The sequence below is a fragment of the Methanosarcina flavescens genome (genome assembly GCF_001304615.2).
Taxonomy (GTDB): domain Archaea; phylum Halobacteriota; class Methanosarcinia; order Methanosarcinales; family Methanosarcinaceae; genus Methanosarcina; species Methanosarcina flavescens.
The window spans coordinates 25005-50339 of sequence record NZ_CP032683.1 but is presented as its reverse complement, the minus strand read 5'-3'; the positions used below and the strand labels follow the sequence as shown (position 1 = coordinate 50339).

23 protein-coding genes are annotated in these 25335 nt (G+C 43.5%); 9 read left to right on the top strand and 14 right to left on the bottom strand.

Annotation, left to right across the window (positions count from 1 at the left end; all coding sequences use genetic code 11):
* Window positions 1–8 precede the first annotated feature (8 nt).
* Window positions 9–371, bottom strand: coding sequence for a YbjQ family protein (locus AOB57_RS00220; RefSeq protein ID WP_193726270.1), 363 nt, complete (start codon window positions 369–371; stop codon window positions 9–11).
* A 324-nt stretch (window positions 372–695) separates the two neighbouring features.
* Here AOB57_RS00220 and AOB57_RS00215 point away from each other — a divergent pair, with 324 nt between their 5' ends.
* Window positions 696–2219: an aminoacyl-histidine dipeptidase gene (locus AOB57_RS00215; RefSeq protein WP_054298769.1), complete on the top strand. Its 1524-nt coding sequence runs from the start codon at window positions 696–698 to the stop codon at window positions 2217–2219.
* A gap of 382 nt (window positions 2220–2601) precedes the next feature.
* Here the strand turns inward: AOB57_RS00215 and AOB57_RS00210 are convergent, their stop codons facing one another.
* The 11 genes from AOB57_RS00210 to AOB57_RS00165 all read right to left on the bottom strand — a co-directional run bounded on the left by AOB57_RS00210 (window position 2602) and on the right by AOB57_RS00165 (window position 15991).
* Window positions 2602–3108 carry a YqhA family protein gene (locus tag AOB57_RS00210; RefSeq protein ID WP_167829485.1) on the bottom strand — a complete coding sequence of 169 codons (507 nt, stop codon included), beginning with the start codon at window positions 3106–3108 and terminating at the stop codon, window positions 2602–2604.
* 359 nt (window positions 3109–3467) lie between these two features.
* Window positions 3468–4511, bottom strand: a complete 1044-nt coding sequence (locus tag AOB57_RS00205; protein WP_054298721.1) for an AI-2E family transporter — start codon at window positions 4509–4511, stop codon at window positions 3468–3470.
* A gap of 594 nt (window positions 4512–5105) precedes the next feature.
* Entirely contained in the window at window positions 5106–5633 is a 528-nt protein-coding gene (locus tag AOB57_RS00200) for an LURP-one-related/scramblase family protein (protein WP_054298720.1), read from the bottom strand.
* A 150-nt stretch (window positions 5634–5783) separates the two neighbouring features.
* Window positions 5784–6101: an HAD family hydrolase gene (locus AOB57_RS14340; RefSeq protein ID WP_226999556.1), complete on the bottom strand. Its 318-nt coding sequence runs from the start codon at window positions 6099–6101 to the stop codon at window positions 5784–5786.
* Entirely contained in the window at window positions 6098–6706 is a 609-nt protein-coding gene (locus tag AOB57_RS14335) for an HAD family hydrolase (RefSeq protein WP_226999555.1), read from the bottom strand. The genes AOB57_RS14340 and AOB57_RS14335 overlap by 4 nt, the downstream gene beginning before the upstream one ends.
* A 166-nt stretch (window positions 6707–6872) precedes the next feature.
* Window positions 6873–8327, bottom strand: coding sequence for an arylsulfatase (locus tag AOB57_RS00190; RefSeq protein WP_226999554.1), 1455 nt, complete (start codon window positions 8325–8327; stop codon window positions 6873–6875).
* Between the two features lie 21 nt (window positions 8328–8348).
* Window positions 8349–9647, bottom strand: a complete 1299-nt coding sequence (locus tag AOB57_RS00185; RefSeq protein ID WP_054298719.1) for an anaerobic sulfatase maturase — start codon at window positions 9645–9647, stop codon at window positions 8349–8351.
* 468 nt (window positions 9648–10115) lie between these two features.
* Window positions 10116–11174 carry an AI-2E family transporter gene (locus AOB57_RS00180; protein WP_054298718.1) on the bottom strand — a complete coding sequence of 353 codons (1059 nt, stop codon included), beginning with the start codon at window positions 11172–11174 and terminating at the stop codon, window positions 10116–10118.
* A 596-nt stretch (window positions 11175–11770) separates the two neighbouring features.
* Complete coding sequence (locus AOB57_RS00175; RefSeq protein WP_054298717.1) at window positions 11771–14128, bottom strand: arylsulfatase; 2358 nt, start codon at window positions 14126–14128, stop codon at window positions 11771–11773.
* A 435-nt stretch (window positions 14129–14563) separates the two neighbouring features.
* A complete protein-coding gene (locus AOB57_RS00170; RefSeq protein ID WP_054298716.1) occupies window positions 14564–15448 on the bottom strand; it encodes a bile acid:sodium symporter family protein in 885 nt (294 codons plus the stop codon).
* An 18-nt stretch (window positions 15449–15466) separates the two neighbouring features.
* Window positions 15467–15991, bottom strand: a complete 525-nt coding sequence (locus tag AOB57_RS00165; RefSeq protein WP_226999553.1) for an LURP-one-related/scramblase family protein — start codon at window positions 15989–15991, stop codon at window positions 15467–15469.
* A 660-nt stretch (window positions 15992–16651) separates the two neighbouring features.
* Between AOB57_RS00165 and AOB57_RS00160 the strand changes: the two genes are divergently transcribed.
* The 3 genes from AOB57_RS00160 to AOB57_RS00150 all read left to right on the top strand — a co-directional run bounded on the left by AOB57_RS00160 (window position 16652) and on the right by AOB57_RS00150 (window position 20382).
* Entirely contained in the window at window positions 16652–18631 is a 1980-nt protein-coding gene (locus AOB57_RS00160) for an amylo-alpha-1,6-glucosidase (protein ID WP_054298713.1), read from the top strand.
* A gap of 50 nt (window positions 18632–18681) precedes the next feature.
* On the top strand, window positions 18682–19644 hold the full coding sequence (locus AOB57_RS00155) for a glycoside hydrolase family 130 protein (protein WP_054298712.1): 963 nt from the start codon (window positions 18682–18684) through the stop codon (window positions 19642–19644).
* 285 nt (window positions 19645–19929) lie between these two features.
* Window positions 19930–20382, top strand: coding sequence for a hypothetical protein (locus AOB57_RS00150; protein WP_226999552.1), 453 nt, complete (start codon window positions 19930–19932; stop codon window positions 20380–20382).
* 93 nt (window positions 20383–20475) lie between these two features.
* On the opposite strand, the gene AOB57_RS00145 is transcribed toward AOB57_RS00150, so the two are convergent.
* Window positions 20476–21192, bottom strand: coding sequence for a PKD domain-containing protein (locus AOB57_RS00145; RefSeq protein WP_082384210.1), 717 nt, complete (start codon window positions 21190–21192; stop codon window positions 20476–20478).
* A 380-nt stretch (window positions 21193–21572) separates the two neighbouring features.
* On the opposite strand from AOB57_RS00145, the gene AOB57_RS00140 reads away from it, so the two are divergent.
* The 3 genes from AOB57_RS00140 to AOB57_RS00130 are packed head-to-tail and all read left to right on the top strand — an operon-like array spanning window position 21573 to window position 23315.
* The gene (locus AOB57_RS00140) at window positions 21573–21725 is read left to right on the top strand and encodes a hydrogenase maturation nickel metallochaperone HypA (protein WP_226999719.1); all 153 of its coding nucleotides are present in this window, start codon (window positions 21573–21575) and stop codon (window positions 21723–21725) included.
* 28 nt (window positions 21726–21753) lie between these two features.
* Window positions 21754–22239 carry a hypothetical protein gene (locus AOB57_RS00135; protein ID WP_054298709.1) on the top strand — a complete coding sequence of 162 codons (486 nt, stop codon included), beginning with the start codon at window positions 21754–21756 and terminating at the stop codon, window positions 22237–22239.
* Window positions 22240–22292: 53 nt separating this feature from the next.
* On the top strand, window positions 22293–23315 hold the full coding sequence (locus tag AOB57_RS00130) for a tocopherol cyclase family protein (RefSeq protein ID WP_226999551.1): 1023 nt from the start codon (window positions 22293–22295) through the stop codon (window positions 23313–23315).
* Window positions 23316–23319: 4 nt separating this feature from the next.
* Here AOB57_RS00130 and AOB57_RS00125 read toward each other — a convergent pair whose 3' ends face one another.
* Window positions 23320–23484 carry a hypothetical protein gene (locus AOB57_RS00125; RefSeq protein ID WP_167829484.1) on the bottom strand — a complete coding sequence of 55 codons (165 nt, stop codon included), beginning with the start codon at window positions 23482–23484 and terminating at the stop codon, window positions 23320–23322.
* A 1052-nt stretch (window positions 23485–24536) separates the two neighbouring features.
* On the opposite strand from AOB57_RS00125, the gene AOB57_RS00120 reads away from it, so the two are divergent.
* Together AOB57_RS00120 and AOB57_RS00115 are read left to right on the top strand one after the other, a co-directional pair.
* Window positions 24537–24767 carry a hypothetical protein gene (locus AOB57_RS00120; RefSeq protein WP_054298707.1) on the top strand — a complete coding sequence of 77 codons (231 nt, stop codon included), beginning with the start codon at window positions 24537–24539 and terminating at the stop codon, window positions 24765–24767.
* Window positions 24768–25008: 241 nt separating this feature from the next.
* Window positions 25009–25224 (top strand): hypothetical protein, encoded by a 216-nt coding sequence (locus tag AOB57_RS00115; RefSeq protein ID WP_054298706.1) that lies wholly within the window; start codon window positions 25009–25011, stop codon window positions 25222–25224.
* Window positions 25225–25335 lie beyond the last annotated feature (111 nt).

Below are 25335 nucleotides of genomic sequence, written 5' to 3'. Positions count from 1 at the left end.
ACTATTCCTCAACTGAGCCGCACTGGATTTGCTTGAGTTTCTTCCTTCTCAACCACGACCGCTGTACCATATGCGAGCAGCTCGGTCATTGCCTGACCCATCTCTGAAGAATCAAACTGTACGTTTATTACTGCGTTCGCCCCAAGGGCTTTTGCATGTTCCTTTAATCGGTCAAGTGCCTGTTCACGGGACTGGTTCAGGAGTTCTGTATACTCGTGGATCTCGCCGCCGATAATTGACCGTAGTCCAGCAGTTATGTTTCGCCCGAGCCCACGGCTCCTCACGATTAAGCCCCACGTAAATCCAATTGTCTTTGTGATTTTGTAACCTGGTAAGTACGGTGTACTTACAATAATGATATCGTTGGTCATGGTATCCCCAGTATATTAGCTAAGTTTGGATTTCTACAAAGAACTTATTCAACTCTTAAATTAAGAAATTATCTGAAAAGTGTTAAGCTGGATAAAGATTCGGGCAGTTTCAGGTTTACGTCCTTCAACAGCCTCAAAATGAACGGAATGACTCAATAGAATTCTGAAAACCAGATAGATAATATAGCTCTGAAATATCGTTCAAACCTATCCAAGCTTCATGACAGATTTCAATAAATTATAAAAATATGTGGTGCAGTAAACTAAACTGATAATTACCTCTAACTACCGCTGAAAAACAACCCGAAAATAAAATTGATCCCTATGCACCCGAAAACTAAACAGGTACTTGAAGTCTTTGAAGAAATCAATAAAATCCCGAGGCGCTCAAAAAACGAAGCACAGATTTCCCTCTGGCTGCAGGAATGGGGCAGGTCAAGAGGCTTTGAGGTAAAAGCCGATTCTTTAAACAATGTACTTATCAAAATTCCTGCAACGTCAGGATATGAGAACTCTCCCACAATCATCCTGCAGGGGCATATGGATATGGTCTGCGAGAAATCCAGGGATTGCAGGCACGACTTTTCAAAAGACCCTATCAGATGCGTTTGTGACGGGGACTGGCTGCGGGGAGACGGGACTTCCATAGGTGCAGATAATGGGATTGCGCTTGCTATCGGGCTGGTGCTGGCAGAGGCAGGGAAGAAAGGAGAAATTGGACATCCGCCACTTGAACTGCTTTTTACGGTAGACGAGGAGACAGGGTTGACAGGAGCGAAAGGGCTTGAGGCTTCTTTCTTTGAAGGAAAGGTGCTTCTGAACCTTGACTCCGAGGATGAAGGCGTTTTCGTAATCGGGTGTGCAGGCGGACAGAATTCATTGATTACACTCCCTGTAGAGTGGGAACTCCTTGACTTTAAAGAGGAAAGTTCATTCGGGCTTTTCAGGCTCTCGGTTGAAGGGCTGGAAGGCGGGCATTCTGGGGTTGAGATCGATAAGCAGCGTGCAAATGGTATACAATTACTCTCCCTGGCACTATCAGGGCTCAGGGACAGGCTGGGAGCGGGAAATTTAAAGCTTATTCTGATAAACGGCGGCAGTGTCCATAACGCAATCCCCAGCACTGCCGAAGCCTTTATCGCACTCCGCAGGGATAAGCTCGAACAGGCAGGAGAAGCTGTTTCAGCTCTGAAAAAGACATTCCAGGCTGAATATGCAAAGACCGATCCAGGACTTATCCTGAGCCTTGAAAAAATTGGCAGGGAAATAATTTTTGAAGTTGCAGGGGATAAGAGACCTGAAGAGGAAGCACCCAACATCCGGATTCTGTCAGCAGGTACCGAAGAAAAGCTGATACAGCTGCTCCTGGGATTGCCGCATGGGGTTTACAGGATGTCGGAGAATATCCCGGGGCTTGTCGAAACCTCAAACAACCTCGCAACGGTACGGACAACTGAAAATGAGATAATGATAGTATCAAGCCAGCGCAGTTCCAGTAATCTCAGGCTGGCTGAAATTACCGGAAAGGTGGAAGCTGTGGCAAAGCTCGCAGGCGCCTGGATTGAACATGAGCCCGGATATCCCGCCTGGGAGCCCGATCTTGAATCCGAACTGCTTATGAAGTGCAGGCAGGTTTATAGCAGAGTTTTTGGAAAAGAACCTGAAGTTAAAGTGATTCATGCAGGGCTTGAGTGTGGAATAATTGGTTCGGTACACGAAGGGATGGAAATGATTTCTTTCGGACCGACGATTAAAGACCCTCATTGCCCTTCAGAAAGAATCTTCATCCCTTCTATCGAAAAAGTCTGGATTTTCCTGGAGAACCTTCTAAGTAGTTACCGTTGTTAAATCCTCATTCAGTTCTAAGCTGTTCTCTCACCCTCAACTCGGTTTCACGACCAACATTTGCTATCTCCTGATTATTTAAAAAAACCATACTGAAGACTGTACTGAAAAAGAGAATCAAACTGTTTTTCTGAAAAAGAAGGCTTACACTCCTTTAATTGGAAGGTTTATTTGTAAGTAATTTGTAAGTAAGAAATTTATTAAAGTTTGCTGAAAATTTGCCCGCCAGAGAAATAAGCAGCAAAAAATAGAAGCAGATAAAGGGAATGGAAATTATCAATGAACCCGCTTTCAATCTTTATTTTTTATAGGTACCTGAATCACTATCCGCCTGAACTATTTCTCCTTGAACTATTTCTCCTGTAGCTTTCAGACATTCCTCTACTTAGCTAGTCTGCTTAGCTATGCCTGAACGCACTTTCATGAAATAAGCCAGAGCTGCAATGGGCAGGGCATAGCCTAGCCCGTAAACAGCAAGGTTACTATCATTTTTATCAAATATAACACTTAAGAAATTTACTGCGACCACGACAATAGTGAGCCCTACAAGGTTTAACTCCAGTTCTTCAATGTTATGTGTTTGCAGCCATGGAGATAAAGCAAGAGGCTGAATAAGCAATTCATAAAACCCAAGTGATGTGATAAAGAGCACTGTGCCTACCAGGAAGAGATGAACAATCTCTACTATTTCAACAATGATACTTATCTCTATTTCTGTTCTCTCTATTCCGTAAATCAGTTCGTTTATGAAATAGAAGAGTTCTATGCTACCTTTGACAAACAGCACAACAGCCGCGATAGCCAGCCCGATGATCGGAACAAGTACGAAGAACCGCATCCCAGCAACAAATTTACCTATTTTTTCTGCAACACACTTAACTGGTTTGACCATAAATACACCACTCCTTATTTTTATTTATGACGTAAATCTATTGCTTACGGGTTGCAGTCGGAATGTGAATCTGATTGTTTTATTCAGCCTTCGTCTCTTTCTTTATATCAAGTATCATTGTTTTCCTGTTTGACTGACAGTTTTGTGACTGTCAGTTCATAACGACCTTATTATAATTATATTGTTTATATAATTTACTATTGCAACACCGTTTTACGGCGATTAACTTTGAAAAAATTAAATTGTGCCCGGAGAGTGAATTCTCTAGCAAACCTGATTATACCATTCCAGGGTCTACGGCTCTTTAAGGTAGCTTCCCGTAATTTTAAAAAAGAGCTCCTGCCTGTTTTTTCCTGGTTTTATTCTTTACTTTCACCCGATTCCATTATTTCTGCCATCCAGAGTGTATTATCGTCACTTTCCAGGATCATTTTAACAACCATGGTAAGAGGTACGGCTATAAGTGCACCTGGAGGACCCAGCACAAAAGACCAGTACAGTAAAGAGAGAAACACGATCGACGTGGATAATTTAAGGCTCTTTCCTGCAAATGATGGGAACACTACACTTTCTACGAACTCGTTTATAAGCCAGACTCCAGCGAGGATTATAAGCGCTCCAAGAGGCCCGTATTTGAATAGCGCAAGCAGTACAGGAGGAAAAGCTGCCAGAATAAAACCGAGAAATGGAATATAACCAAACAGGAAGGTCAGAAAACCCCAGAGAATTGCAAAATCGATTCTTCCAATAAGGAGAAGTATGGTAGTTCCAATGCCTGCAATAAGATTGATTTCGGTCCTGATAAGAATATAATTCACTATTTCTTTGCCAAGTTCGATAACCCGTAAAATCAGGATTTGTTGAGTTACAGCTCTCCTTTGTATCCTTCTCAGAGCGCCTGCAGCATCCAGAAGTAAAAATGTTGTGGTAATAATAATAAGAGATATTGTTGTGCCAGCATTCAGAGCACCCGTAAGAATTCCTGCAGTCAGACCAAGTAAAAATATCGCTATATCACGCAGAATTTCTTCAAAGGATGACTCATAGGATACAGGCATATAGGGTTCAAAACTCTGGATGAAATTCAGAAATTGGGTTTGATAGTCTGGAATCTGCTCGCTGAGCTGAAGCAGGGACCCTGCAACAAGAAGAACTGTGCTCGTAGCAATAATTATAAAGAATGCAATCACCAGACCTATACTTATTGTGCCAGGCACATTCCTTCTCTCGAACCAGTTGACAAGAGGAGCAAAGATCAGAAAGGCAAAAATTGAGAAAAAAACAGGCACAAGTATACCTGAAATCTCCCTCATCCCGATTGTCAGGATAACCACTGCTGTGCTATAAAGCAGAATTCTGGCAGGCAATGGGTAATTATCCATACTGGTTTTATCTGTATTCATTTACGCCCCCGAATACCTTCATATCCATTAATAGCATTCGGTTAATAGTATAAAAAAATATTCCAAGAGTTTTGAGTTTTCCTTATCGTCATGGGCTCTAAGCTTTTCCCACGCTTCTTTAACTGTCCTCAAGGTATTCTGGCATACTCTCACCTTTGCCATTCATCTCATTCCATCAAAGCTCTCAGGTATGAGTTCAAAATAGAGAAAAATTAGTAAAAATAGTATAAACAATACATTTTCTGGGTTCCGGTTGTCAGGGATAGGTAAGGGATAATGTGTGATTACAACTGGTAAACTCTGGCTCATCGGAAATTAACAGAGGTGGTAAACTACAGGAATTTCAAAATATCAACTGATTAACCGAGAAGTACCCTTTTTTTCAATACTATCGATTTTAACCTGGATGCTGAGATATGTCAAATGTCTCTTTCATTACCAAAACTGCTTGCATGCATTTACAGGTTAACTTTTGTACTGTCTACTTCTACTGAACCTTCAAGATCTCTCCAGGCTCGATGTTCAATAATTTACTTTATATAATTATTCTTTTATGTGTTTTTATGCATGTTGATTAGTTTTATCGGATCCTTTTCAGTCATGCACCATCTGGTCAAGTGCTGCAGCAATTGCCAGGATCAGGGCAGCGTCCTGTCTTGGGGAAACCTCCACTCCATAGGTATCCCGTAGGCGGAACCACTTTTTTGAGACTTCTGCAATCTTCCTCCCTTCAGACTCAATCTTATACTCGTGATCCAGAATATTTCCCTGAATATCCATTTCAGGCCCATTTGAGACTTCAACTTTAAATCGGTCTCGGAGAGGTGTAATCAGGGCTTTTTTAATTGTTGCGGCTGTTTTTCCATCCCCATCCTCGATGTCCATCGTATCCTTTATCCTGAGAAGCTTCTCCTTGAGTTTATACAATTCATTTCCCTGCACATCTTTGATGATCAGAGTGTCGCGAATCCGGAGAGCTTTACCATCAACATAGAATGCCTGCTCCCCAGCTTCATTTTCTATCCAGTAGTCGTCTCCGATGGTAACGAGTTTTTCGTGCATTTTGTAGCGTTGTATGCTTTCTTCTCCACGGCCCCTGAGACCGCCCATGATTCGCCTCATCAAAATCACTCCCTTTGTTTACTAAATTCACTTACCTACCTTGCAGTTCTATTTATTTCGTTATAGACCAGAGGAGGATTGTAGTCCCTTTCATCCTGTTTCTTGTGATTTTCATGCCTTGCGCCTTCTTGAGCATTGAGATGTAATATCTCAGAACACAGTCTTCCAATCATCCTTCATGCTGACCACAACCCAGCCCCGTTCCTTTGCCATCTGCAGCGTCTTCTCGCTTCCCTCGTTGTAGGCGTACTCGCACTCTGCATCATCATGGCGGAGCAGCAAAGATAGAGAGCGGTAACCACTTTTCTGTGCCAGCCACAGCATGTGCAGATCTCCATCCGAATTGCCAGCAGCCAGGATGGGCTTGCGGCCAATATGCAGTTCGATATTGACCGGCTTTCCTGCTCCGTCGTCGATTGGATCGACCAGACCTCTCCTGCGGAAAATCACCGGTCCCTCATCAGTCATCCGGGTCTCAATGAGATGTTGCTGCCGATAACTCGCTCTCTTGGGATGTTGTAGATCTCCTCCGAGACCGCACGCATAAAGCTCATGCCGCCCCCAGATGCTAGGAAGACTTTAAAGCCGCTATCGCCCAGGTAGTGCACAAGCTCAACCATAGGCTTGTACGTCAGATCTTTGTACAGCATGCCAAAACGGGGATGTTTGGCAGTCTCCAGGAACTCTTTAGCCATAAGCATGAAATCGTCCTGAGACATGCCGGCGTGAGAATCAAAGACCATCTGCATCAGTAACTTAACATCGCCGCCAGCATGGGGATCAAACCTGAAAAAGTAGGTCAAGTCGCCCGTTGCCGCTGCTTTAAAGTTTGGCTGGTCCAGAAGCGCAGGGTCTGCCTCAGCCAGCTGTTTCAGCCGGTCTATGACAAAGAAAACCTGAACATAGACAGGCTTCTCCACCCACATGGTTCCATCGTTGTCCAGGATGGCAATTCTCTCGGTTTCTGGCACAAAATCAGCGCTCTCAGGATTCGTGATGGCGTTTACATAACTGATGATTGCTTTCTTAGCTGGCGTTTCATTCCATAATAAGAGAATCCCGGATATTATCAATTCCTCTTACTTTGTTTCAGGTGAAATTATAAAATCCACTGATGCAATTTGGTTCCATATAGGAACAGTCTACCCATACTGCTGAGCATTACCTTGAAGGAGTAGAATGTTCCAGATAGAGGACTTCAACCTCAGGTGCTCCCGATTCCATGCAAGAGCTTTTCCATTACCCGATCAACGGTAAAGCTAGCCGCTCTCTGGCGCGGAGGGAATTCTTTAAACGTTGCCAGAAATCACCAACGACACTCTGGGCAGGCACCAGCAGGAAGGCATGGTCTAGAAGCCAGTCATAATAGGTATTTGATGTCTGATCCGCCCTTTCATAAGGATCGGTACGCAGGTTGAATATCTTTGGTATGCGCAGCGGGACAAAAGGTTCAGCCCAGACCTGGAGCGTGCCGATGGCGCGCTGCTCCATAAAGACCATTTTCCAGTTATCGTACCTGAGAGCTACCAGGTCTCCATCGTCGGAGAAGTAAAAGAACTCAGTACGTGGAGATTTTTTTTCTTTCCCGGTCAGGTAGGGAAGAAGATTATAACCGTCAAGATGTACCTTGAAAGTTTTATCTCCTGCTTTGTGACCTTTTTTGAGTTTTTCCTTAATATTCGGTTCTCCTGTTGCTTCAAGTAAAGTGGGCAGCCAATCAAGATGGCTCACAATCTCGTTAGAAATTGTGCCTGCGGGGATCTTGCCAGGCCAGCGCATTACCTCAGGAACACGGAAAGCTCCCTCCCAGCAGGAGTTTTTCTCGTTACGGAATGGGGTCATGGCTGCATCGGGCCAGGAGTTCATATGTGGTCCGTTGTCCGTGCTGTAGATAACAATAGTATCATCCGCAATGCCTATTTCGTCCAGCAGGTCGAGAAGCACGCCTACCTGCCGATCGTGCTCAATCATGGCGTCATGGTACGCGGATTGCCAGCGCCCCGACTGTCCCCGTATTCTTTCCGGGATGTGAGTCCTGAAATGCATCTTTGTAGTGTTGAACCAGACGAAGAAAGGCTTTTCCGCCTCATGCTGGCGTTTGATAAAATCGATGGCTGCATCCAGAAATTCCTGGTCTACTTCTTCCATTCTTTTTCTGGTCAACGGGCCAGTATCCTCGATGCGACCGTCGGCATAGCTATGGATTACACCCCTGGGACCAAAGTTCTTCCGGAAATTAGGAAAGTCTTTCTCAGGCGGATAATCGCGTAATTCAGGTTCCTCTTCAGCATTCAAATGATAAAGGTTGCCAAAGAATTCGTCAAAACCATGGTTGGTAGGCAAGTATTCGTCCAGATCCCCGAGATGGTTCTTTCCAAACTGACCAGTAGCATAACCCAGCGGTTTCAGCAGTTCGGCGATTGTAGGGTCTTCAGGCTGAATTCCTACTTTGGCTCCTGGCATTCCCACCTTGCTCAACCCTGTACGGAAGACGCTCTGTCCTGTGATGAAAGCAGCTCTCCCGGCAGTACAGCTCTGCTCCCCGTAAGAATCCGTAAACCTGATACCTTCGTTAGCTATCCGGTCAATGTTCGGTGTTCTGTAGCCCATCAGACCGTCGCTGTAGCAACTGAGGTTGCTAATGCCAATGTCATCTCCCCAGATGACCAGTATGTTTGGTTTCTTTTCTGTCATTTCCCTATTCCCCATTAAGTCTTATTTCTGTCCACTTTTTCCCTGACCGTGACAGCGTTTGAACTTTTTCCCGCTTCCGCAGGGGCAGGGCTCATTGCGTCCGGTCTGCGCAAAGGCTTCTTCCAGGGCAATAACTCTCATAACTTCAGAAGCCGGATACCCCTGGCGTATCAAACCTGCCATGAGCTTCATAGGAAAATCGATATGATGGAAGAAAGCTTTCCAGCCCTTACAAAGGTAGTTCAGGCCAGGTTCCCCGGTAGAGGTGGCAAGAAAACGATTCTTTGGACATTCTCCCTGGCAGGCGAAAAGCACATCGCATTCACAGCATACCTTTGGTAGAGTATTACGTTTATCCTGTCCAAACCTGTATTGCTTTTCCGAAGCAGCAAGTTCAGAGATCTCTTTCTCCATAATATTGCCAAGCAGGTAGTCAGGCTCTACAAAATGGTCGCATGAGTAGAGATCCCCATTGTGCTCCAGAGCAAGCCCAGCTCCGCATGTTTCTTCAAGAACGCACATGCCTGAGGGCAGCCCCAGCCATCTTCGTGCAGAAGCCTCAAAAGTCTGCACAAAGAGTTTTCCCACATCATTTCTCACCCACTCGTCAAAAATGCGGCTAAGGAAGCTCCCAAACTGTTCTGGTTGCACCGAGCGGTCTGAGACAGTATCTCCTTTCTGGTAAAGGGTGTATCCTTCCTCATTGATCCTCTCTACAACCGGAATAAACTGAATCCAGTCTACCCCTGCTTCATCTCGCAGGAAGTGGTAGACCTCCAGAGGATGATCGGCATTTATCCTGTTTACTGTTGTCAGGACGTTGTATTCCACTCCGTGCTTTTGTAGGAGGCGCAGCCCTCGCATGGCCCGGTCAAAGCTCCCCTCCCCTTTTTTGTCCACCCGGTAGATATCATGCAGTTCACGCGGACCATCGATACTGATCCCTATGAGAAAATTGTTTTCCTTAAAAAACTGGCACCATTCGTCGTCCAGCAACGTGCCGTTGGTCTGCATCGTGTTCTCAAAATTCACGCCCGGTTTTCTGTACTTTTCCTGCAGTTCGATGGCACGCCGGTAAAAGTCTATTCCCATCAGGGTAGGTTCACCTCCCTGCCAGGCAACGGTTACCTGCGGGCTGCGGTGGGCTGTGATGAGCTGACGGATGTAATTCTCCAGCACTTCGTCTGACATGCAGAACTTGCTACCTGGATAAAGAGCCTTTTTATCCAAAAAATAACAATAGGCACAGGCCAGGTTGCATATTGAACCGGTCGGTTTTGCCAGCACATGGATTCGAGGAGGTAGATAGTTTTGTGTCATTCTAACTCCCTTATAGGATTGCTATTAGGCAGTTCTTCCACTTTTTTCCACAGACTGCGCTATAGAGAACTATATTAATTACTTAAAATTGCTTTTTTTGAATACTGTCGATTTCAACCTGGATTCTGAGATTCGTCAGATGTGTTATTGTAGAACCGTTTACCAGGTATCTACCGGTTAATATTAATCTGCTAACCCCCAGCTGAACCTTTGAGATTTCCCCAGGTCCCCGTTCAACAATTCATTTATATAATTGCTCTTTTATATATAAAATTTTATGCGTATTGATTAATTTATCGGGTCTGCGAAGCAGGTTTATTTACTAAAAATTTAAACTTATGTAAAATTCTGGTTATGTGTATTTCTATCCATAACCTGGCTCTGAGCTTTACTCCTGATTTGTAGGACAGAGGAAAGAATAAGCTGTCGTTGCTGTTAACTGGTTTTGAAATGACAGGCCTTTAGACTTCAAGATGAGTTTTCTACAATCTTTTCCTCATCCTGTCCCCTATCCCCGCTTGATTCCATCAGTTTGGCTATAAGGCGTGTCTCCTCAGAACTCTCCAGAATTATTTTCACAACTATTGTAAGGGGTACGGCAATCAGCGCACCTGCTGTCCCGAGTACGTAAGACCAGTAAAATAAAGAAAGAAACACAAGCGTCGGAGATAATTTAAGGCCTTTTCCTGCAATAGACGGGAAAACGACATTTTCTACAAGCGCATTGATAATAGTGACGCCGATAAGGACACCCAGTGCCCCTATAAGCCCGTATTCGAACAGGGCAAGGAGCATAGGTGGAATAGTTGCCAGATAAAAGCCCAGGAAAGGGATATAACCGAACAGGAAGAACAGGAGGCCCCATAGAACAGCAAAATCTATGCCTCCAAGAAGGAAAAGTATGGCAACTCCAATGCCTCCGACCAGATTGGTCTCAGTCCGCAGGAGCATGTAATTTACGACGGTCTTGCTCAGTTCGGTAAACCGCAAAATATGTATTGGCTGATCTTCATTTTCTCTTTGCACTCTTTTTGGAGCACCTGCAGCATCCAGAAGTAAAAATGTTGTCGTGATAAAGATGAGCATAAGTGTTGATCCGGCGCTTAAAGCTCCTGAAATAATGTCCGTAGAAACGCCGAAAGCAAATGCTGCAATATCTTGGAGGGCTGATTCTACCGTTACCCCCGCTTCAGGCAAATATCTTGAGACACTGTCCAGTATATTCTGCAACTGATTCTCATAGCTTGGAATCCTGCCGCTTAGCTGGAGTAAAGAGTTTGCAAAGAGGATTGCAGTTCCAAAAAAAACAAAAATGAAAAGCAGGATCACAAGAAAAACGCTGATCTTTCCCGGGACTCCTCTCCTCATGAGCCAGTGGACAAGGGGAGAAAAGATCAAAAAGGCAAAAAGCGCAAAAAAAACCGGCACTAATATGTCTGAGATTGCCTTCATACCCAGTGTAAGGATAACTGCAGCAGTGCTGTAAATCAGAATTTTAGCCGGCGTTGAAATGGTATCTGTATTCATGTTTATATCTCCAGATCTTTCCCCTGGTGCTAATTTTCTTCCATATTAATTCGGAGCAAAGGTTTCAGTGCCAGATTTTTATATGGAACTTCGCCCAGCTAAGCGGTTTTAATAGACTCAATGTTCCCTTCTTCGTCTTTCCATATGAACAGCAGGTCAATTAGCCTGATCATCCTTTTATTCACGACTGATTCAATATGCTACTTCATTCAGTTAATCTTCCCCCAACAATTCCGCCCTGCTGTCCAGCTCTCGCTGTGCCGTTCCAGGGCAGCAGTTATCATATGAACTGCCTGCACCTTCTCGATATACCCTGGTTTTCCCTCCCTTTAACGAGAACTCTGCAGTTAAAAAAGCATTTTCAATATTGTGCCGTAAAGGTATGTAAGTCCAAAAATATATAAACCAACCTGCATAATATTGTAAATAAGATTTGATAAAGAAAACGAATTAAATGATTTTTAAATAGTTGTTGACGTGTTAAGCTGGTCTCATTAATCTGACTATCCGCTTTTATCTTCAATATTTCTGGAATTCTCTATGCTTGTGGTCTAGACCTTAAGAGGTGTGATCTGTTGATTTGCAGATGTATCTGTTTATTGCCGCGCCATGATCATACGCATCTCAGCTTCCTTATCTTCGTGTAACTTGCCACTTACATCCACAGTCACCTTAAATATCTTGCCTGTGAACTTGAAGGGAGGCTTGTAGTCAGGTGTAATTGGAGATGCAGGAGCTGAACCACAGGTGAGCCCGCTGGTTATTCCAAGGGTAATTGGTATCGTTACAGGTATATCAGCCCTGGCAGCTGATTTTCCGTCTATAAAGAGTTGAGCTGTACCTGGCGCGCCTTCACCTCTGGCAAGATTTGGCTTACCTGTCACTTCGAATTCGAAGCTTAGTTGATGCCGTCCCTCCGGGACGTTCTCCGAAGATTCAAGATGATGAAGACTCCTGGCTACATAATTGTATACATAGTGCAGCTTTCCGTCTTTCATATAAAATGAATAGCCTCCGCCGACAGTGCCATTGGCTAGCAGAACCCCCTCAGCCCCTCCTTTCGGAATATCTACATGAGCAGTAATAACATGTGAGCGGTTGAGCACATTAACTGCCGCACTCAAGATAACCGGCTCAGTCCCGGGATAATATGTGTAAACCGATCTATCAGGTGCAGCGGAAGGGCGTTCTTCTTTAAGGCGCTGCACCATACGGCTATCGATGGGCAGCACATTATATTTTCCGGCTTCTGTATACCAGATGGCGATCATCTCGATCAATCTGGACCGGTTTTCCTCTGCCACATTCTCGGTCTCTGTCCAGTCTTTATCCACGTGGTAAAGCTCCCAGCCTTTTGCATCCAGCTCGACCAGCATATCTGCCGTGATAGGCGAACCAAAAGCATGTTCTGCTTCAGCAAATGAAGGCCCGGGCCATGGACATACGGCGCGCCAGCCATTGTGATACAGAGCACGATTTCCTATCATTTCGAAGTACTGGGTGTGGTGTTTGGTAGGTGCATCGGCATTGTCGAAGGTATGTGCAAAACTTACTCCTTCAATAGCTGATTGAGTTATTCCCTTAATAGATAGCGGTGGCTCTATTCCCAGGCAATCCAGGACTGTTGGTACCATATCGATAGCATGGGCATACTGGTTTCTAATCTCGCCTCTGGTTTTTATTCCCCTGGGCCAGTGGACAATAAAGGGAGCACTGACACCACCGCGATAAGTCTCTCGTTTCCAGCGGCGGAAGGGTGTATCCCCAGCCCATGCCCAACCCCAGGCATAGTGACTGAAGGTCTCTGGACCTCCCAGTTTATCCAGGTATTCAAGGCTCTCCTCTATCAGACCAGGCACATTGTTGAAGAACTGGTTCTCGTTGATTGTCCCCGAGGAACCGCCTTCGGCACTGGCTCCATTGTCTGAAATCACCATTATCAGGGTGTTCTCAAATTCACCAGCTTCTTTCAGGAACCGTATTATCCTGCCTATATGGTAGTCAGTCTGCTCCAGGAATCCGGCATAAACCTCCATCATTCGAGAGTAGATCTTCTTTTCATCAGGAGAGCATTCGTCCCAGTGCGGGACATCAGGATCATGAGGGGATAATCTGGCATTTTTCGGGATAACACCCAGTTCTTTCTGCCGTGCGAAGGTCTTTTCCCGATAAGCTTCCCAGCCATCATCAAACTTGCCTTTATACTTATTTGCCCATTCTCTAGGAACATGATGAGGAGCATGCATGGCTCCAGGGCAGTAATACAGGAAAAAGGGCTTGTTTGGGTCAATCTGCTTGGTATCAGCAATGAACTGGATAGCCCTATCAGCCAGATCCTCATTCAGGGTATAGCCTTCTTCGGGAGTCTTGGGGAGATCAATTATATAGTGATTGTCATAAACCAGCTCGGGATAATACTGATTCGTATCCCCTCCCATAAATCCGTAAAAGCGTTCGAATCCTCTCCCCAGGGGCCAGCGATCGTAAGGTCCTATTGCCGAGATCTGCTCTAAAGGTGTTAAATGCCATTTACCAAGAGCATAGGTATTGTATCCATGTTCCAGAAGTATTTCCGACAAAAAACCGTTTTCAAAAGGTATATACCCGTTATAACCGGGAAAGCCTGTTGAATTATCGGCTACGGCGGCCATGTTATTTGAATGGTGATTTCTTCCGGTAAGTATGCACGCGCGCGATGGAGAGCACAGTGGAGTCGTGTGCATATTGGTATAGAGAAGACCTCCCTCAGCCAGGCTATCCAGATTTGGTGTGTGAATAGGGCTGCCGTAGCAACCGAGTTGTCCAAAACCTACGTCGTCCAGCACAATGAACAGCACATTGGGTGCGCCATCTTTTGCTCGCCGCTGTGCTGGCCAGGCGGGTTCTGATTCATCTATCGTTCGCCCTATTTTCCCTTTAAAAGGAGATCCGGGCTTATATTCTTTCAGTGACATCTGTCCCCCTCCTGGTGTCCTGGTATTGCTAAATTCCCACTTTATAGAACTGCGAGATCTCCCCAGAACTCGCAATTTAAGATCATATTATATTGTCATGTATATTATTTTATACATAATATTTTACTTTTGATAGTTTACTGACCTAAATTTATTGAATTCGCTTATTGAAGCAAAGTTATTTAGTCCTGGAATTTTTGCGGCAATTAGATACTATAGATCCGATCTCCGGACCAGTAGAACCAACAACGATATTGTAAGCCGACAATTCAATATCTGCATTTGTAAATAGCCGTGTTAAGCTGATCCAGTGAAACCCAGAGATCTACATAGTTCTCTATCCAGCACCTGACTTTGAGATTCATTCCTGACTCTAGAAATTCGAGCAAGAGTACCTGTAATCTTTTTCAAAGCTATTGTTCAGGAAGTTACTTCTCATCCCAGGTGAGCTTCTTCTCCCTTTTTGTGATGATAACCAATTTCCTGTGCAAAAAACATCAGCAATATAACAGCAACAATTGATATGAAAAAGATCATGATTGTAACATAAGGATCTCCGAAATTTAAACCTGCAATTGCCAGTGCTACCGAGATATTACGCTGGGCAGTTCCGAAGCCTAACGCCTGCTTGTGTGATCTATCAGGATCTCCCAGAAAATAGCCAAGTGCATATGACCCAATTGTAAGTATAACCCCGGCAAAGAGTGTATAGGTTTCAGTGATAATACGCAGCATGGAAGGTAAGTAAGCTAGGATGTAGGATATGATCAGAACGAGGAAGGCAAGGTTACTCACTTCATTAATAAAAGGGCGCAGTTCCTCTGCCAGTTCTTCATACCTGGTACGGACCAGTAGACCAAGCGCCAGCGGGATAAGTATTATCTCAGCCGTAGATCTAATAAGATCCCAGGCACTTGCCTCGATTCCGGGGAAAAATATCGGGAGAACGACAGGCAAATAAATAACTGTTACAACCATCAGGAGTATCATCAGCCCTGCTGCAAGAGCAACATCTCCTCTGGCTGCCTGCGTGAGCTTCAGGACGAAAGGAGACCCTGCAACGGTACCGAGAATAAAAAGTCCGATTGCCAGTGGTCGTGGAAGTGAGAATACGTACAGCAAGACCAGTGCAAGCGCAGGTACAAATATAAAATTTGCTACAAGCGCGAGAAGTACCAGCTTTATGTTATGCAATGGATCAAGAATCTGCTGAATCGTAAGAGAAATTCCAGCTGAAAATGTGCTTGCCAGCACAAAGACTATTGCAGCAATATAACCAGTGGTTTGGAAAAGGCTTGTAAAAGCTTCAATTTCAACCACGTTTCTAACCCCTTTTTATCAATCATGTGCCATCTGGTCAAGTGCAGCCGCAATCGCCAAGACGAGTGCATTATCCTGCCCGGGCTCAATCTTAACTCCATAGGTATCCCGTAGGCGGAACCACTTTTTTGAGACTTCTGCAATTTTCCTTCCTTCAGACTCAATCTCATATTCGTGATCCAGAATGTTGCCATGAATTTCCATATCTGGTCCATCAGAAATTTCAACTTTCCACTTATCCCGCAGAATATTAATGAGATCTTTTTTGACTGTTGCAGCCAGGCTGTCATCTGCCCTTTTGATTTCCATAGTATCCCTGATACGGAGCAGTTTTTCTGTAATTTTATATAAGTCATTTCCTCGCAGGTCTTTGAAAATCAGGGTGTTGCGAATTCGGAGAACCTTTCCATCAACATAGAAAGCTCGCTCTCCAGTTTCATCTTCTATCCAGTAGTCATCTCCGATGGAAATGAGTTTCTCATTCATTCTATAGACGTGTCCTTTCGCTTCTTGATTATCCTCGCGACCCCCAAATAATTTCACAAAGATCACTCCTTACCTATTATTGTAATCTCGAGATTTTCCGTTAAAAAGGCGGTTTAGGAATTCTATTTTAGAATACAGGAAGACGGTTACATTTTGGTTTCCAGCATGAGAAAGTGCAGCATTCCAGGCACTGTAATTTGTTCTCTATCACGCCAGACTGATAACTCCCCTAATCGATTCGAGCATATCCCCTTTGCAAGTGCATCGGTGCTTGATAATGTTTAAATATAATTATTCTTTTATGTATTTATTATTATAAAAGCGAATGGGGCAGCAAACTGTCTGGCTGTGACTCTTTTTAACTGTTTCTCGGAGGCGACAAGCTCGATAAGAGGTGTTTCAGTAATATTCCCTAAATAATAATCTGGTTCGAAAAAGTATTCTTCGGATAGGCTCCTGCTCAAGCCAACGATCAGAACGTTTTTGAAAAACATAAGCAAACAGGGTAGAACTCCTATCTGCGAACTCTCACAGGAATGTCACCCAAGGTTCGTTTCGATTTGCAGGCGGTTGAGGCAGCAAAACCACCACAGGAATTGAGGATCAAATGTTTCAGACAGCGTAATGCATAGATGAAGATAGGTGAGTAACTTCAGTAGTAATTGCTTTTTTTCTAAACGTACAGGTATTTAATAAATCAACACTAATCAAATATATATGAATGGGGGCAGGTTTGGAATAGATTTTCTCTCAACATACGAAGAGGGAACAAAAAGGGAATGGATCATAGGAAACGGGCTTGGAGGATACGCTTCCTCCACAATTATCGGAGCAGCGACAAGAACTTACCACGGGTTGCTTGTAGCAACTCCAGAGAATTCTCCTGGGAGACTTTTAATACTTTCTTCCCTTGATGAGGAAATTTCCATTAATGGAGAACTTTATCAGCTCGCGGTCCATAAGTACCCCGAAAAAATTTTCCCTGAGGGTTTCAAACATCTAGTTGAGTTTAATCGTAACCCATTTCCTCTCTGGGTTTACCAGGCCGGAGATTTTACTGTAAAGAAAAAAGTTTTCATGGTCCATAATAGTAATACTACTTTTGTTGTCTATGATATTACATCTCAAAGAGAAGGGGCTTTACTCAGAATCTTTCCTCTGGTAAGCTCAAGAGATTTTAACCTTACTGCCCGTTCAGGATACCTTTCTTTCTTCCAAAGACCCGGACCTACGGGAGTACATCTTGCAAGCTCTACTGGTTTCACTTTCTCGATTTCGTCCAATCTCCAGTATCATCCCGAGCCAGTATGGTACTATAACCTGGAGTATGACACTGAGAAAAGACGTGGGCTTAATTTCCAGGAAGATAATTTCAATCCTGGTTATTTTGAGAGCAAGCTCGAAAAGGGAACTTCCCGTTTTTTTATAGCAGCTTCGACAGGAGATATTTCTTCTCTAACACTTGAGAAGGTTGATAAACTCTACTTAAGGGAAGCAAACCGGCAGAACCTTCTGGTACTCGACTCGAAGATTAAAGATCCCTTCGCTCTCAAGCTTCTCAAGGCAACCGACACTTTTGTGGTAAAAAACCGTGTTACAGGTGAAAATACCGTGATTGCAGGATATCACTGGTATTCGGACTGGGGGAGAGATGCCATGATTTCCTTGCCCGGCTTGCTTTTAATTCCCTACCGCTTCGAGGAGGCAAGGTCCACTCTTATCAATTTTGCCAGATACTGCCGGAGAGGCCTGATTCCCAATACTTTCCCGGCTTTCGGAGGAGATCCAGTTTACAATACAGTGGATGCTTCTCTCTGGTTTATTCATGCCCTGGACCAGTATTTTGCTTATACGCAGGATTTCCTTTTCCTCTCTGATGTCTGGGATTCCGTAGAGGAGATTATAGCCTGTTATTCTAGTGGCACAGATTTTGGAATAGGCATGGATTCTGATTACCTTATTCGGCAGGGACCTCAACTGACCTGGATGGATGCAAAAATCGGGGAATGGGCGGTGACCCCAAGAGCAGGTAAAGCCTGTGAGGTGAACGCTCTCTGGTACAATGCCCTGAAGACAACTTCCTACCTGGGCACTCTCCTTGGCGAAGATGTCTCCAAATACGAGAATCTCGCAGCTGGGGTAGTCTCAAACTTTGAGAATGCTTTCTGGAACCCTGAGACTAACTGCCTCTTTGACCTTATATACTGGGACGAAGCAGGAAATGAGGCTAAAGACCCTGCAATCCGACCGAATCAAATTTTTGTTGTGTCACTTCCCTATACCATGCTTTCCCCTGAGAAAGAAAGAGCCATAGTGGATAGAGTTGAAAAGGATCTTCTTACACCCTTCGGGCTAAGAAGCCTTTCATGTGACCACCCCTTATATAAAGGTCAGTACCGCGGGGATGCCATTAACAGGGATACGGCTTATCATAACGGGACGGTCTGGCCCTGGCTCCTCGGATCCTATGTGAAAGCCTATTTGAAGGTTCACGGCTATTCGAACAACCATATCGAATCCATGAAGACCCTCCTTGAGGGTTTTGACGAGCATCTCGAAACCGCAGGCATTGGCACCATATCTGAGGTGTTTGATGGAGATTACCCGCACTCTCCAGGAGGTACCATTGCACAGGCATGGAGTATTGCAGAGATTTTAAGAGCTTATGTAGAAGATGTACTTGGAATCAAGCCTTAAAAAGAAATTATTACTGAAATAACGATCTGAAAAAGGAATGGAGGAATGATATGGTCTGGAAAGATCATGGGGAGCTATTTATACGGCACAGGAAAAATCCTATACTTACAGTTGCAGATTGGCCTTATCGAGCCAATTCAGTATTTAATCCTGCAGCCGCGATAGTTGATGGTAAAATTCTGCTACTGGTCAGGGTTGAAGACCACAGGGGATTTTCTCACTTTACGGTCGCCACGAGTGAGAATGGGATTGATGGATGGGAAATCGATAGTAAGCCAACCTTTTTTCCGGATCCTGTAAATTATCCTGAGGAAATATACGGTGTTGAGGATCCGCGCATAACTTACATAGATGAACTGAAAAAGTGGGCAATAGTATATGTGGCTTTTTCAGATTCTGGCCCTTTACCAGCGATTGCATTTACCGAAGATTTCCGTAATTTTGAACGAATAGGACCCGTAATGCCGCCTGATAATAAAGACGCCGCAGTTTTCCCTGTAAGATTTAACGGGATGTGGGCAATGCTGCACAGACCTGCGCCTACCGTTCACACTTTGAAAGCAAATATCTGGATTTCCTTTTCCCCGGATATGAAATCATGGGAAAGGCATGATGTGCTTCTGTATGCCAGGGAAGGCGGATGGTGGGATGCTTACAAGATCGGTCTGTCGCCGCAGCCCCTCTATACGCCTGAAGGGTGGTTAATTATGTACCATGGGGTACGCCAGACGACCCCGAAATTAAGCTACCGGCTCGGACTGGCTCTTCTTGATCTTGAGGATCCCACCAAAGTGCTACACAGGTCGGAAGGCTGGGTTTTTGGACCCAAGGAGCCATACGAACGCAGTGGAGATGTCAACGATGTTGTTTTTCCCTGCGGATGGGTTGTGGTAGGTGACGAACTCCGCATTTATTACGGAGCTGCTGATACTTCGGTATCACTGGCTACTGCAAAATTGAAAGATATAATGGAGTATATCCGCGGATGCCCTGAGGAACAGTGTCCTGATTAATATTGCAGATGGTTTGAAGGAAATAGTGAGAAGTTTAATGGCATGAGAAAGAGAAATGTGTAGTCAGACACTCTGATTATTTTTGAAGATCCTGAAAAAGGTTACTTTCAGAATTTTTGATCGAGGAGTTAGTTTACTTATCGGATGTGTTAATCTGAAAATAAGGTCGTAAACGTCTGATAAAACAGCAAGATAGGTAATTTCTGGCTTAAGAGAAGTAAATCTATCACCTGGGGAAGTAATGATATAATGGATGGGAGGAGAGCAGGAAGAGGGCCTCTGCAATTGGACATAGGCATAGTTGTATCAGGTCTTGGGGGAAACTCTAGTCAGGAAAGGAATCAATTCAATGGCCTTGTTTCCGTTTTTGGTGTTGATCTAGGACTCTATATTGGACCATCATATAATCCTTTTCAGACTATTGGGCCAAGTATAGGCATTGGTGTAGTCATAGGATCTAATGGTTTCCTGGCTGCAAAATTAGGCATACATTTCAGAAGAACATTAGGCCTGGGCATGCTATTTCCTATAGTGCCTCTTTATGGGGCTACCGGAGCGAGTCTTATAGCCGCGCTGCCAGTTCCGGAAGGGGTTAAAACAGCGGCAGCTGTGCCGTTACTCTTGATGCCGATAGCTTTTGTATACCAGGAAAATATCAAAGCACTATACAGGCGTGGAACAGAAACTTTAGTAAAATTGAGATCATACCTGCAAGGGAAAAAGAAAAATTCATATTAACTTAAATGTTAACCTTGCTGAATAGTTTCTGTGAACTGGTTCTGTGATGAGCGAGGCAAAATTTGATTAAAAATAGGAAGGGGTTTTCCCTTATTATTTAACAACTACTTTATTACAGACAAGTTTGTAATTGTTATTATTAGCGTATACAGTCAAGCAAACTGTATAAGTTCCTGCCTTTTTATATGTATGAGTCGGATTCTGTGCATTTGATCGGTAGCCGTCACCGAAGTTCCAGTCCCATCTTACAGGTTCAACACCTGATGTCGTGTCTTTAAAGGTTACTTTCTTTCCTGAGACTACGGATTTGAAACCTGGAACGAATTTCGCAGGGTCATTTGAAGGTGCTTTTGCAGGGTCATTTGAAGGTGCTTTTGCAGGGTCATTTGAAGGTGCTTTTGCAGATCCTATTGTAATGGCTGCCTTTTTAACCGTACTCACACAACAGTTCCCAGAACCGTATGCAGTTATCTTTACATCAAAGGTTCCAGCCTGTTTTATTATACACGAGCAGGAGCAGATCCCTTTAGTCGTGCATTTCGAACAGTAGGCGCTTGTTGAACCGACGACCTTTCCAGTTTTCGGATCGATTACCGTATACTGGACAAGTTTAACAGGACCTGATATATAGCCTGTGAACCCAATCTTAGCCGGTACAGTTTTGCTTACTGCATTGCTTATATTAACCTTGGTAATCTTCAGATTACTACATGTACCTCCTTTGCACGATACACTTGGAGCGCTTGCCATTGCAGAATATGGCATCAATACCAGTAAAGCTATTACAAAGAAAATGGCTATTCGTTTCATTATTTTCTATATTTAGAAAAACTTGATTATATATCTTAACAACTGGACCAAATAAGTTTAGTATGTGTATGAATATTTTTAGAATCTTAGCTTGATAATATAACATTAACTTTGCGAATTAACCTGAAAAGCGGAGTATTCCACTATATTTTGATTTTCCTTCTCATGGAATATTTATTAAAAGAAGAAATTTATCAGGCATGTAAGCTCTATTTTTAAGTTCTTTCAGGTTTGAGGAAACGGTTGCCCTGATAGGAAAACCGCATTCATACGTGTCAGAGAGTAATAGATATGGAAAGGTTTTAATTGGAGAAATATGAGTACTAATATGTGGGTTATATAATTCAGGGATCCCTTGATGAAATTATTAGGTGACAATCATGTGTAGTGTTGGAGACTCATTTGATATCGATATGGAAGGAAAGCTGCCGGTTAAAAGTTATGAATGCAAGGACTGTGGAAATAAGTTCAAAGGTATTGGTAAGAATGTGAAGTGTCCTTCCTGCCAGTCCAGTAATGTAACAGAATCCTGATCATCAGTCTCAGTTGCTAATTTTTAATATGGAAGAATTGGCTTCTCCTAAAGACATTTCACTCAGGGAAAATGAGATGCTTCTCCTGCGCGGCACGGCAGGAATAGTGGCTATTGTGAAAGCAGGTCCGAACGGACAGTTCTTTCTGGAAACCGAGAATGAAGAAATTGTACTTGGACTGGAACCCCATGACCTGATTGTTGCTTCTGCGCTGTCTGTGGGCGAGAAGACCGAAAAAGGGCTTAAATGCGTGCTCTTCATGGTTCGGGAAATCCGGTCCCCATTAATAGTCCTTCCAAAAAATCACCCTGCATCCCCGAGACTTCCAATTGTGGTATCAGCCGGTGGAAAGACTGTTTTGAGCTGCAATATCACACCAGGTACGCATCCCAATCAGGATGTGTTATGCGGTTCAAATGAATTTGACGGGCTTGAGATAACAGGAACACCTGAGGGAGTGCATATTGAAAATTTGCCTCAATGTGAGGTATTGAAGATTAACTTTGACATCTAATCGGTTTTGCCTTCACAATGGCTTTTTCACGTGGGCGAAACAGGATTATGCATATGATTTTAAACGAGACCATCCTCCCATATAGGATGCTCAATACCTGGAAGCCGGAAATATTTCATGGACGAAGGAAAAAGAAGAATTTTTTTGAAGGCTGGTATTTTAAGATAGTAGATCGCAGCGAGAAGCATGCTTATACTGTCATTCCAGGCGTCTCCCTCCCCGAAAACCCTTCGAATTCCCATGCTTTTGTTATGTTCTTGGATGCCAGAGCTCAACGAATGCGTTATTTCAGATACCCACTTAATGAGTTTAGTGCGAGCGATAAAAAGTTCGAGCTTACTATTGGTGGATCTTTTTTCAGCCTTGACGAGATGAGGCTTAACCTCATGCATGGTGAAGACCCTGTCACTGCTCGCATGAATTTCAAAGATATATATCCCTGGCCCGTAAAATTGCTCTCCCCTGGGGTAATGGGCTGGTATGCGTTCGTGCCGGGGATGGAATGCTATCACGGCATACTGAGTATGGATCATACCATTGAAGGGTTTATCGAGGCTGACGGGATAAGGACAGATTTCAAGGGCGGCAGGGGCTATATTGAGAAGGATTGGGGCATTTCAATGCCATCTTCCTGGATATGGATGCAAACCAACCACTTCGATCAGGAAGGTATTTCACTCTCTGGTTCGATCGCGAAGATACCCTGGCTCGGCAGTTATTTTACAGGTTACATCTTCGGCTTCTTATATGAGAAAAAATTGTACAGATTTACGACGTATTCAGGGGCAAAGGTCACCGGGCTTGATGTGACCCGCGATAATATCCGGATCAGGCTGGAAAGTAAGGCATACATACTCGACATTGATGCGGACAGGTCGGAAGGCGTCGAACTCCCTGCACCAAGAATGGGAGAAATGTCTGCTAAGGTCAAGGAGTCATTACGCTCCAGTATAGATGTAACTCTATTAAAGAAAAAAGGTTCTTGCATGGAGCATATCTATTCCGGGACCGGGAGAAACGCAGGCCTGGAATTTGTGGGTGAAATCGCAGAATTGATAAAAGGCTTGAAAAAATAAGGCCTTAGTCGATGCAGTGAGCAATAACCTTATCGCCAACTACCTTAACAGGACTGGTCTTAAGCTTTCTGGCGCGAATTTCCATAGAATCTTTGGCTAAAGCCCCGGTTGGACAGAGCTGTTTATTGGTATGATTTTCGTGGAAATTATTGGAAACGCAGCGGAACACATCTCAGCCATTACAATCGCCATCAAGAGCGAGATGTTTATTTTTTTGATAACTGTCTCTTTTAGGCAACATAGATCTATCAGGATATTCAAAACAATTGCCCATAAAAGTATCAATTTATATCATGTACTTTAAGAGATAATTTGAATATTATAACAAGGTTATAAAAAATCAATAGATTTATATTTGATGTCCATTAATTATCGTATACTCAGATAAGATCCAACAAGAAAGTGTTATAGCACAAGGATCTGCTCTTTTATATTATAAATTCGAGAACAAAGTTCTCCTAAGCAGGAAATTCAAGCATTAACTGTAATATGGCAGTTATAATCGTTTGTTGATACAGATGAGCAGAGTATCTAGCATTTAGGCTGAGAAAATAGAACTACCTGTGTTTTGCTCTTATTTTTCAGGAGGTTCTATGAAGGTGATATGCTGAATTATGGGATTCATAAGGGTTGATAGACATGAACATAGAAAAAAAGAAATTTCTTAAATCATTAGGTTTTGGACGAGAAGTTTCGATAGTTACAGAGTGTAAATGTCCCCTATGTGCGGATAGAGTAAATACAGAAGAATTCAAAAATGAGACGTTTATTAAAGAATTCGAGCGTTCCGGGCTGTGCCAGGGATGTCAGGAAACAGTTTTTGGATACAGGGTAGCATGGTAACGAATCAATTACCGGTTAAGGTATTGAAAACCCATGTGTTATGAGTTAACAAGCATGGGCTTTAGTTTGCCCCTACCTTTCATTCTCCATAGGAAACTTTCAAAAACTCTTCATTAATTTCCCGTTTTAATTCCTCTTTTTGTCCTTTCTGACAAATAGTTCTCTGGTCTGCTGAAGACTATAACAGATTTACGCATTTTGAACTGGGAATTTAACAATTTTAAACATCCAGTTTTGGAAATTCTATGTCAGAATTACCTTACTTTCCTGAATCCGGATGTTTCTAAATCAGGTTGTTCCTAAATCAGATTGTTCCTAAATCAGGTTGTTCACTAACAGCTATATTCTTACTGTGAAATCTAACAGCTAATTCTTATTATGAAATCCAGACCAATTCCTGAGCCCGATATCACGCTTGTTATGGGAGTGACTACCTGTCTGGTTGGAACCGCTATTGCAGCAGCAGCTATCCTGAATCTGATGCAACTGGGGGATCCGGCAGCCGGCGAGAGAACAATTTATGATCTGGCTTTCTCCACGGTTCTTAAGATTCCCGCTGAGAGAAATCCTCGCTGCCCTGCCTGCATGTACGCCCGGGATGAAGGATGAAGGCTCACCGTTATTTATTTCGTTCTTTTTTATCCACGCTCGTTTACTGTCGGTAAAATCAGAGTCAGGATAAAGGCATAAAATTCAGCCCGAATACTGGCGAAATTACAAATGTTAAACTGCCGCCAGAGTAGATTTGCAGGTAATACTCTCAGCCTCCTATCAACGTATATCAACGATTCTACCTGTTTGCGTATCTTCATAAACTATAAGGTACAATAATAGACCGGGGTAGATAATTGTGAGTAAATTAATGAAAATTGTTGGTTATGGTGTAGCAGCATTAGGAACCGCTTATGTTGTAAAACAGGTCAGGCGTCGCAAAGAAAGTTCGCGTGGGTGGCATAAAATAAAGGTAGAAGAAAAAACAGCTGGTGCAACTGCGCCCCATGAAACACAGGTAAAAGAGGAAAAACGAACGGGCACAAGGTATGGTTCTAACCCGATCCGTTACTAACCCTACAATTGAGATCTGATTTGAAAAAAATGCTGATAAAAATATAAAAGTTATTTGGTGGAGGCCTTGCCCTCGTACTCATTCAACGGGTATGAATCAGTTAATTTTTTA

Excerpts from the sequence above, each read along its gene's own strand:
- AOB57_RS00190 (WP_226999554.1), bottom strand. The coding sequence starts at position 8,327 with ATGACAGAAAAGAAACCAAACATACTGGTCATCTGGGGAGATGACATT.
- AOB57_RS00145 (WP_082384210.1), bottom strand. The coding sequence starts at position 21,192 with ATGAAACGAATAGCCATTTTCTTTGTAATAGCTTTACTGGTATTGATG.
- AOB57_RS00205 (WP_054298721.1), bottom strand. The coding sequence starts at position 4,511 with ATGAATACAGATAAAACCAGTATGGATAATTACCCATTGCCTGCCAGA.
- AOB57_RS00220 (WP_193726270.1), bottom strand. The coding sequence starts at position 371 with ATGACCAACGATATCATTATTGTAAGTACACCGTACTTACCAGGTTAC.
- AOB57_RS00120 (WP_054298707.1), top strand. The coding sequence starts at position 24,537 with ATGAAATCCAGACCAATTCCTGAGCCCGATATCACGCTTGTTATGGGA.
- AOB57_RS00155 (WP_054298712.1), top strand. The coding sequence starts at position 18,682 with ATGGTCTGGAAAGATCATGGGGAGCTATTTATACGGCACAGGAAAAAT.
- AOB57_RS14340 (WP_226999556.1), bottom strand. The coding sequence starts at position 6,101 with ATGACTGATGAGGGACCGGTGATTTTCCGCAGGAGAGGTCTGGTCGAT.
- AOB57_RS00180 (WP_054298718.1), bottom strand. The coding sequence starts at position 11,174 with ATGAATACAGATACCATTTCAACGCCGGCTAAAATTCTGATTTACAGC.
- AOB57_RS00140 (WP_226999719.1), top strand. The coding sequence starts at position 21,573 with ATGTGTAGTGTTGGAGACTCATTTGATATCGATATGGAAGGAAAGCTG.
- AOB57_RS00160 (WP_054298713.1), top strand. The coding sequence starts at position 16,652 with ATGAATGGGGGCAGGTTTGGAATAGATTTTCTCTCAACATACGAAGAG.
- AOB57_RS00185 (WP_054298719.1), bottom strand. The coding sequence starts at position 9,647 with ATGACACAAAACTATCTACCTCCTCGAATCCATGTGCTGGCAAAACCG.
- AOB57_RS00210 (WP_167829485.1), bottom strand. The coding sequence starts at position 3,108 with ATGGTCAAACCAGTTAAGTGTGTTGCAGAAAAAATAGGTAAATTTGTT.
- AOB57_RS00200 (WP_054298720.1), bottom strand. The coding sequence starts at position 5,633 with ATGAGGCGAATCATGGGCGGTCTCAGGGGCCGTGGAGAAGAAAGCATA.
- AOB57_RS00135 (WP_054298709.1), top strand. The coding sequence starts at position 21,754 with ATGGAAGAATTGGCTTCTCCTAAAGACATTTCACTCAGGGAAAATGAG.
- AOB57_RS00130 (WP_226999551.1), top strand. The coding sequence starts at position 22,293 with ATGATTTTAAACGAGACCATCCTCCCATATAGGATGCTCAATACCTGG.
- AOB57_RS00175 (WP_054298717.1), bottom strand. The coding sequence starts at position 14,128 with ATGTCACTGAAAGAATATAAGCCCGGATCTCCTTTTAAAGGGAAAATA.
- AOB57_RS00215 (WP_054298769.1), top strand. The coding sequence starts at position 696 with ATGCACCCGAAAACTAAACAGGTACTTGAAGTCTTTGAAGAAATCAAT.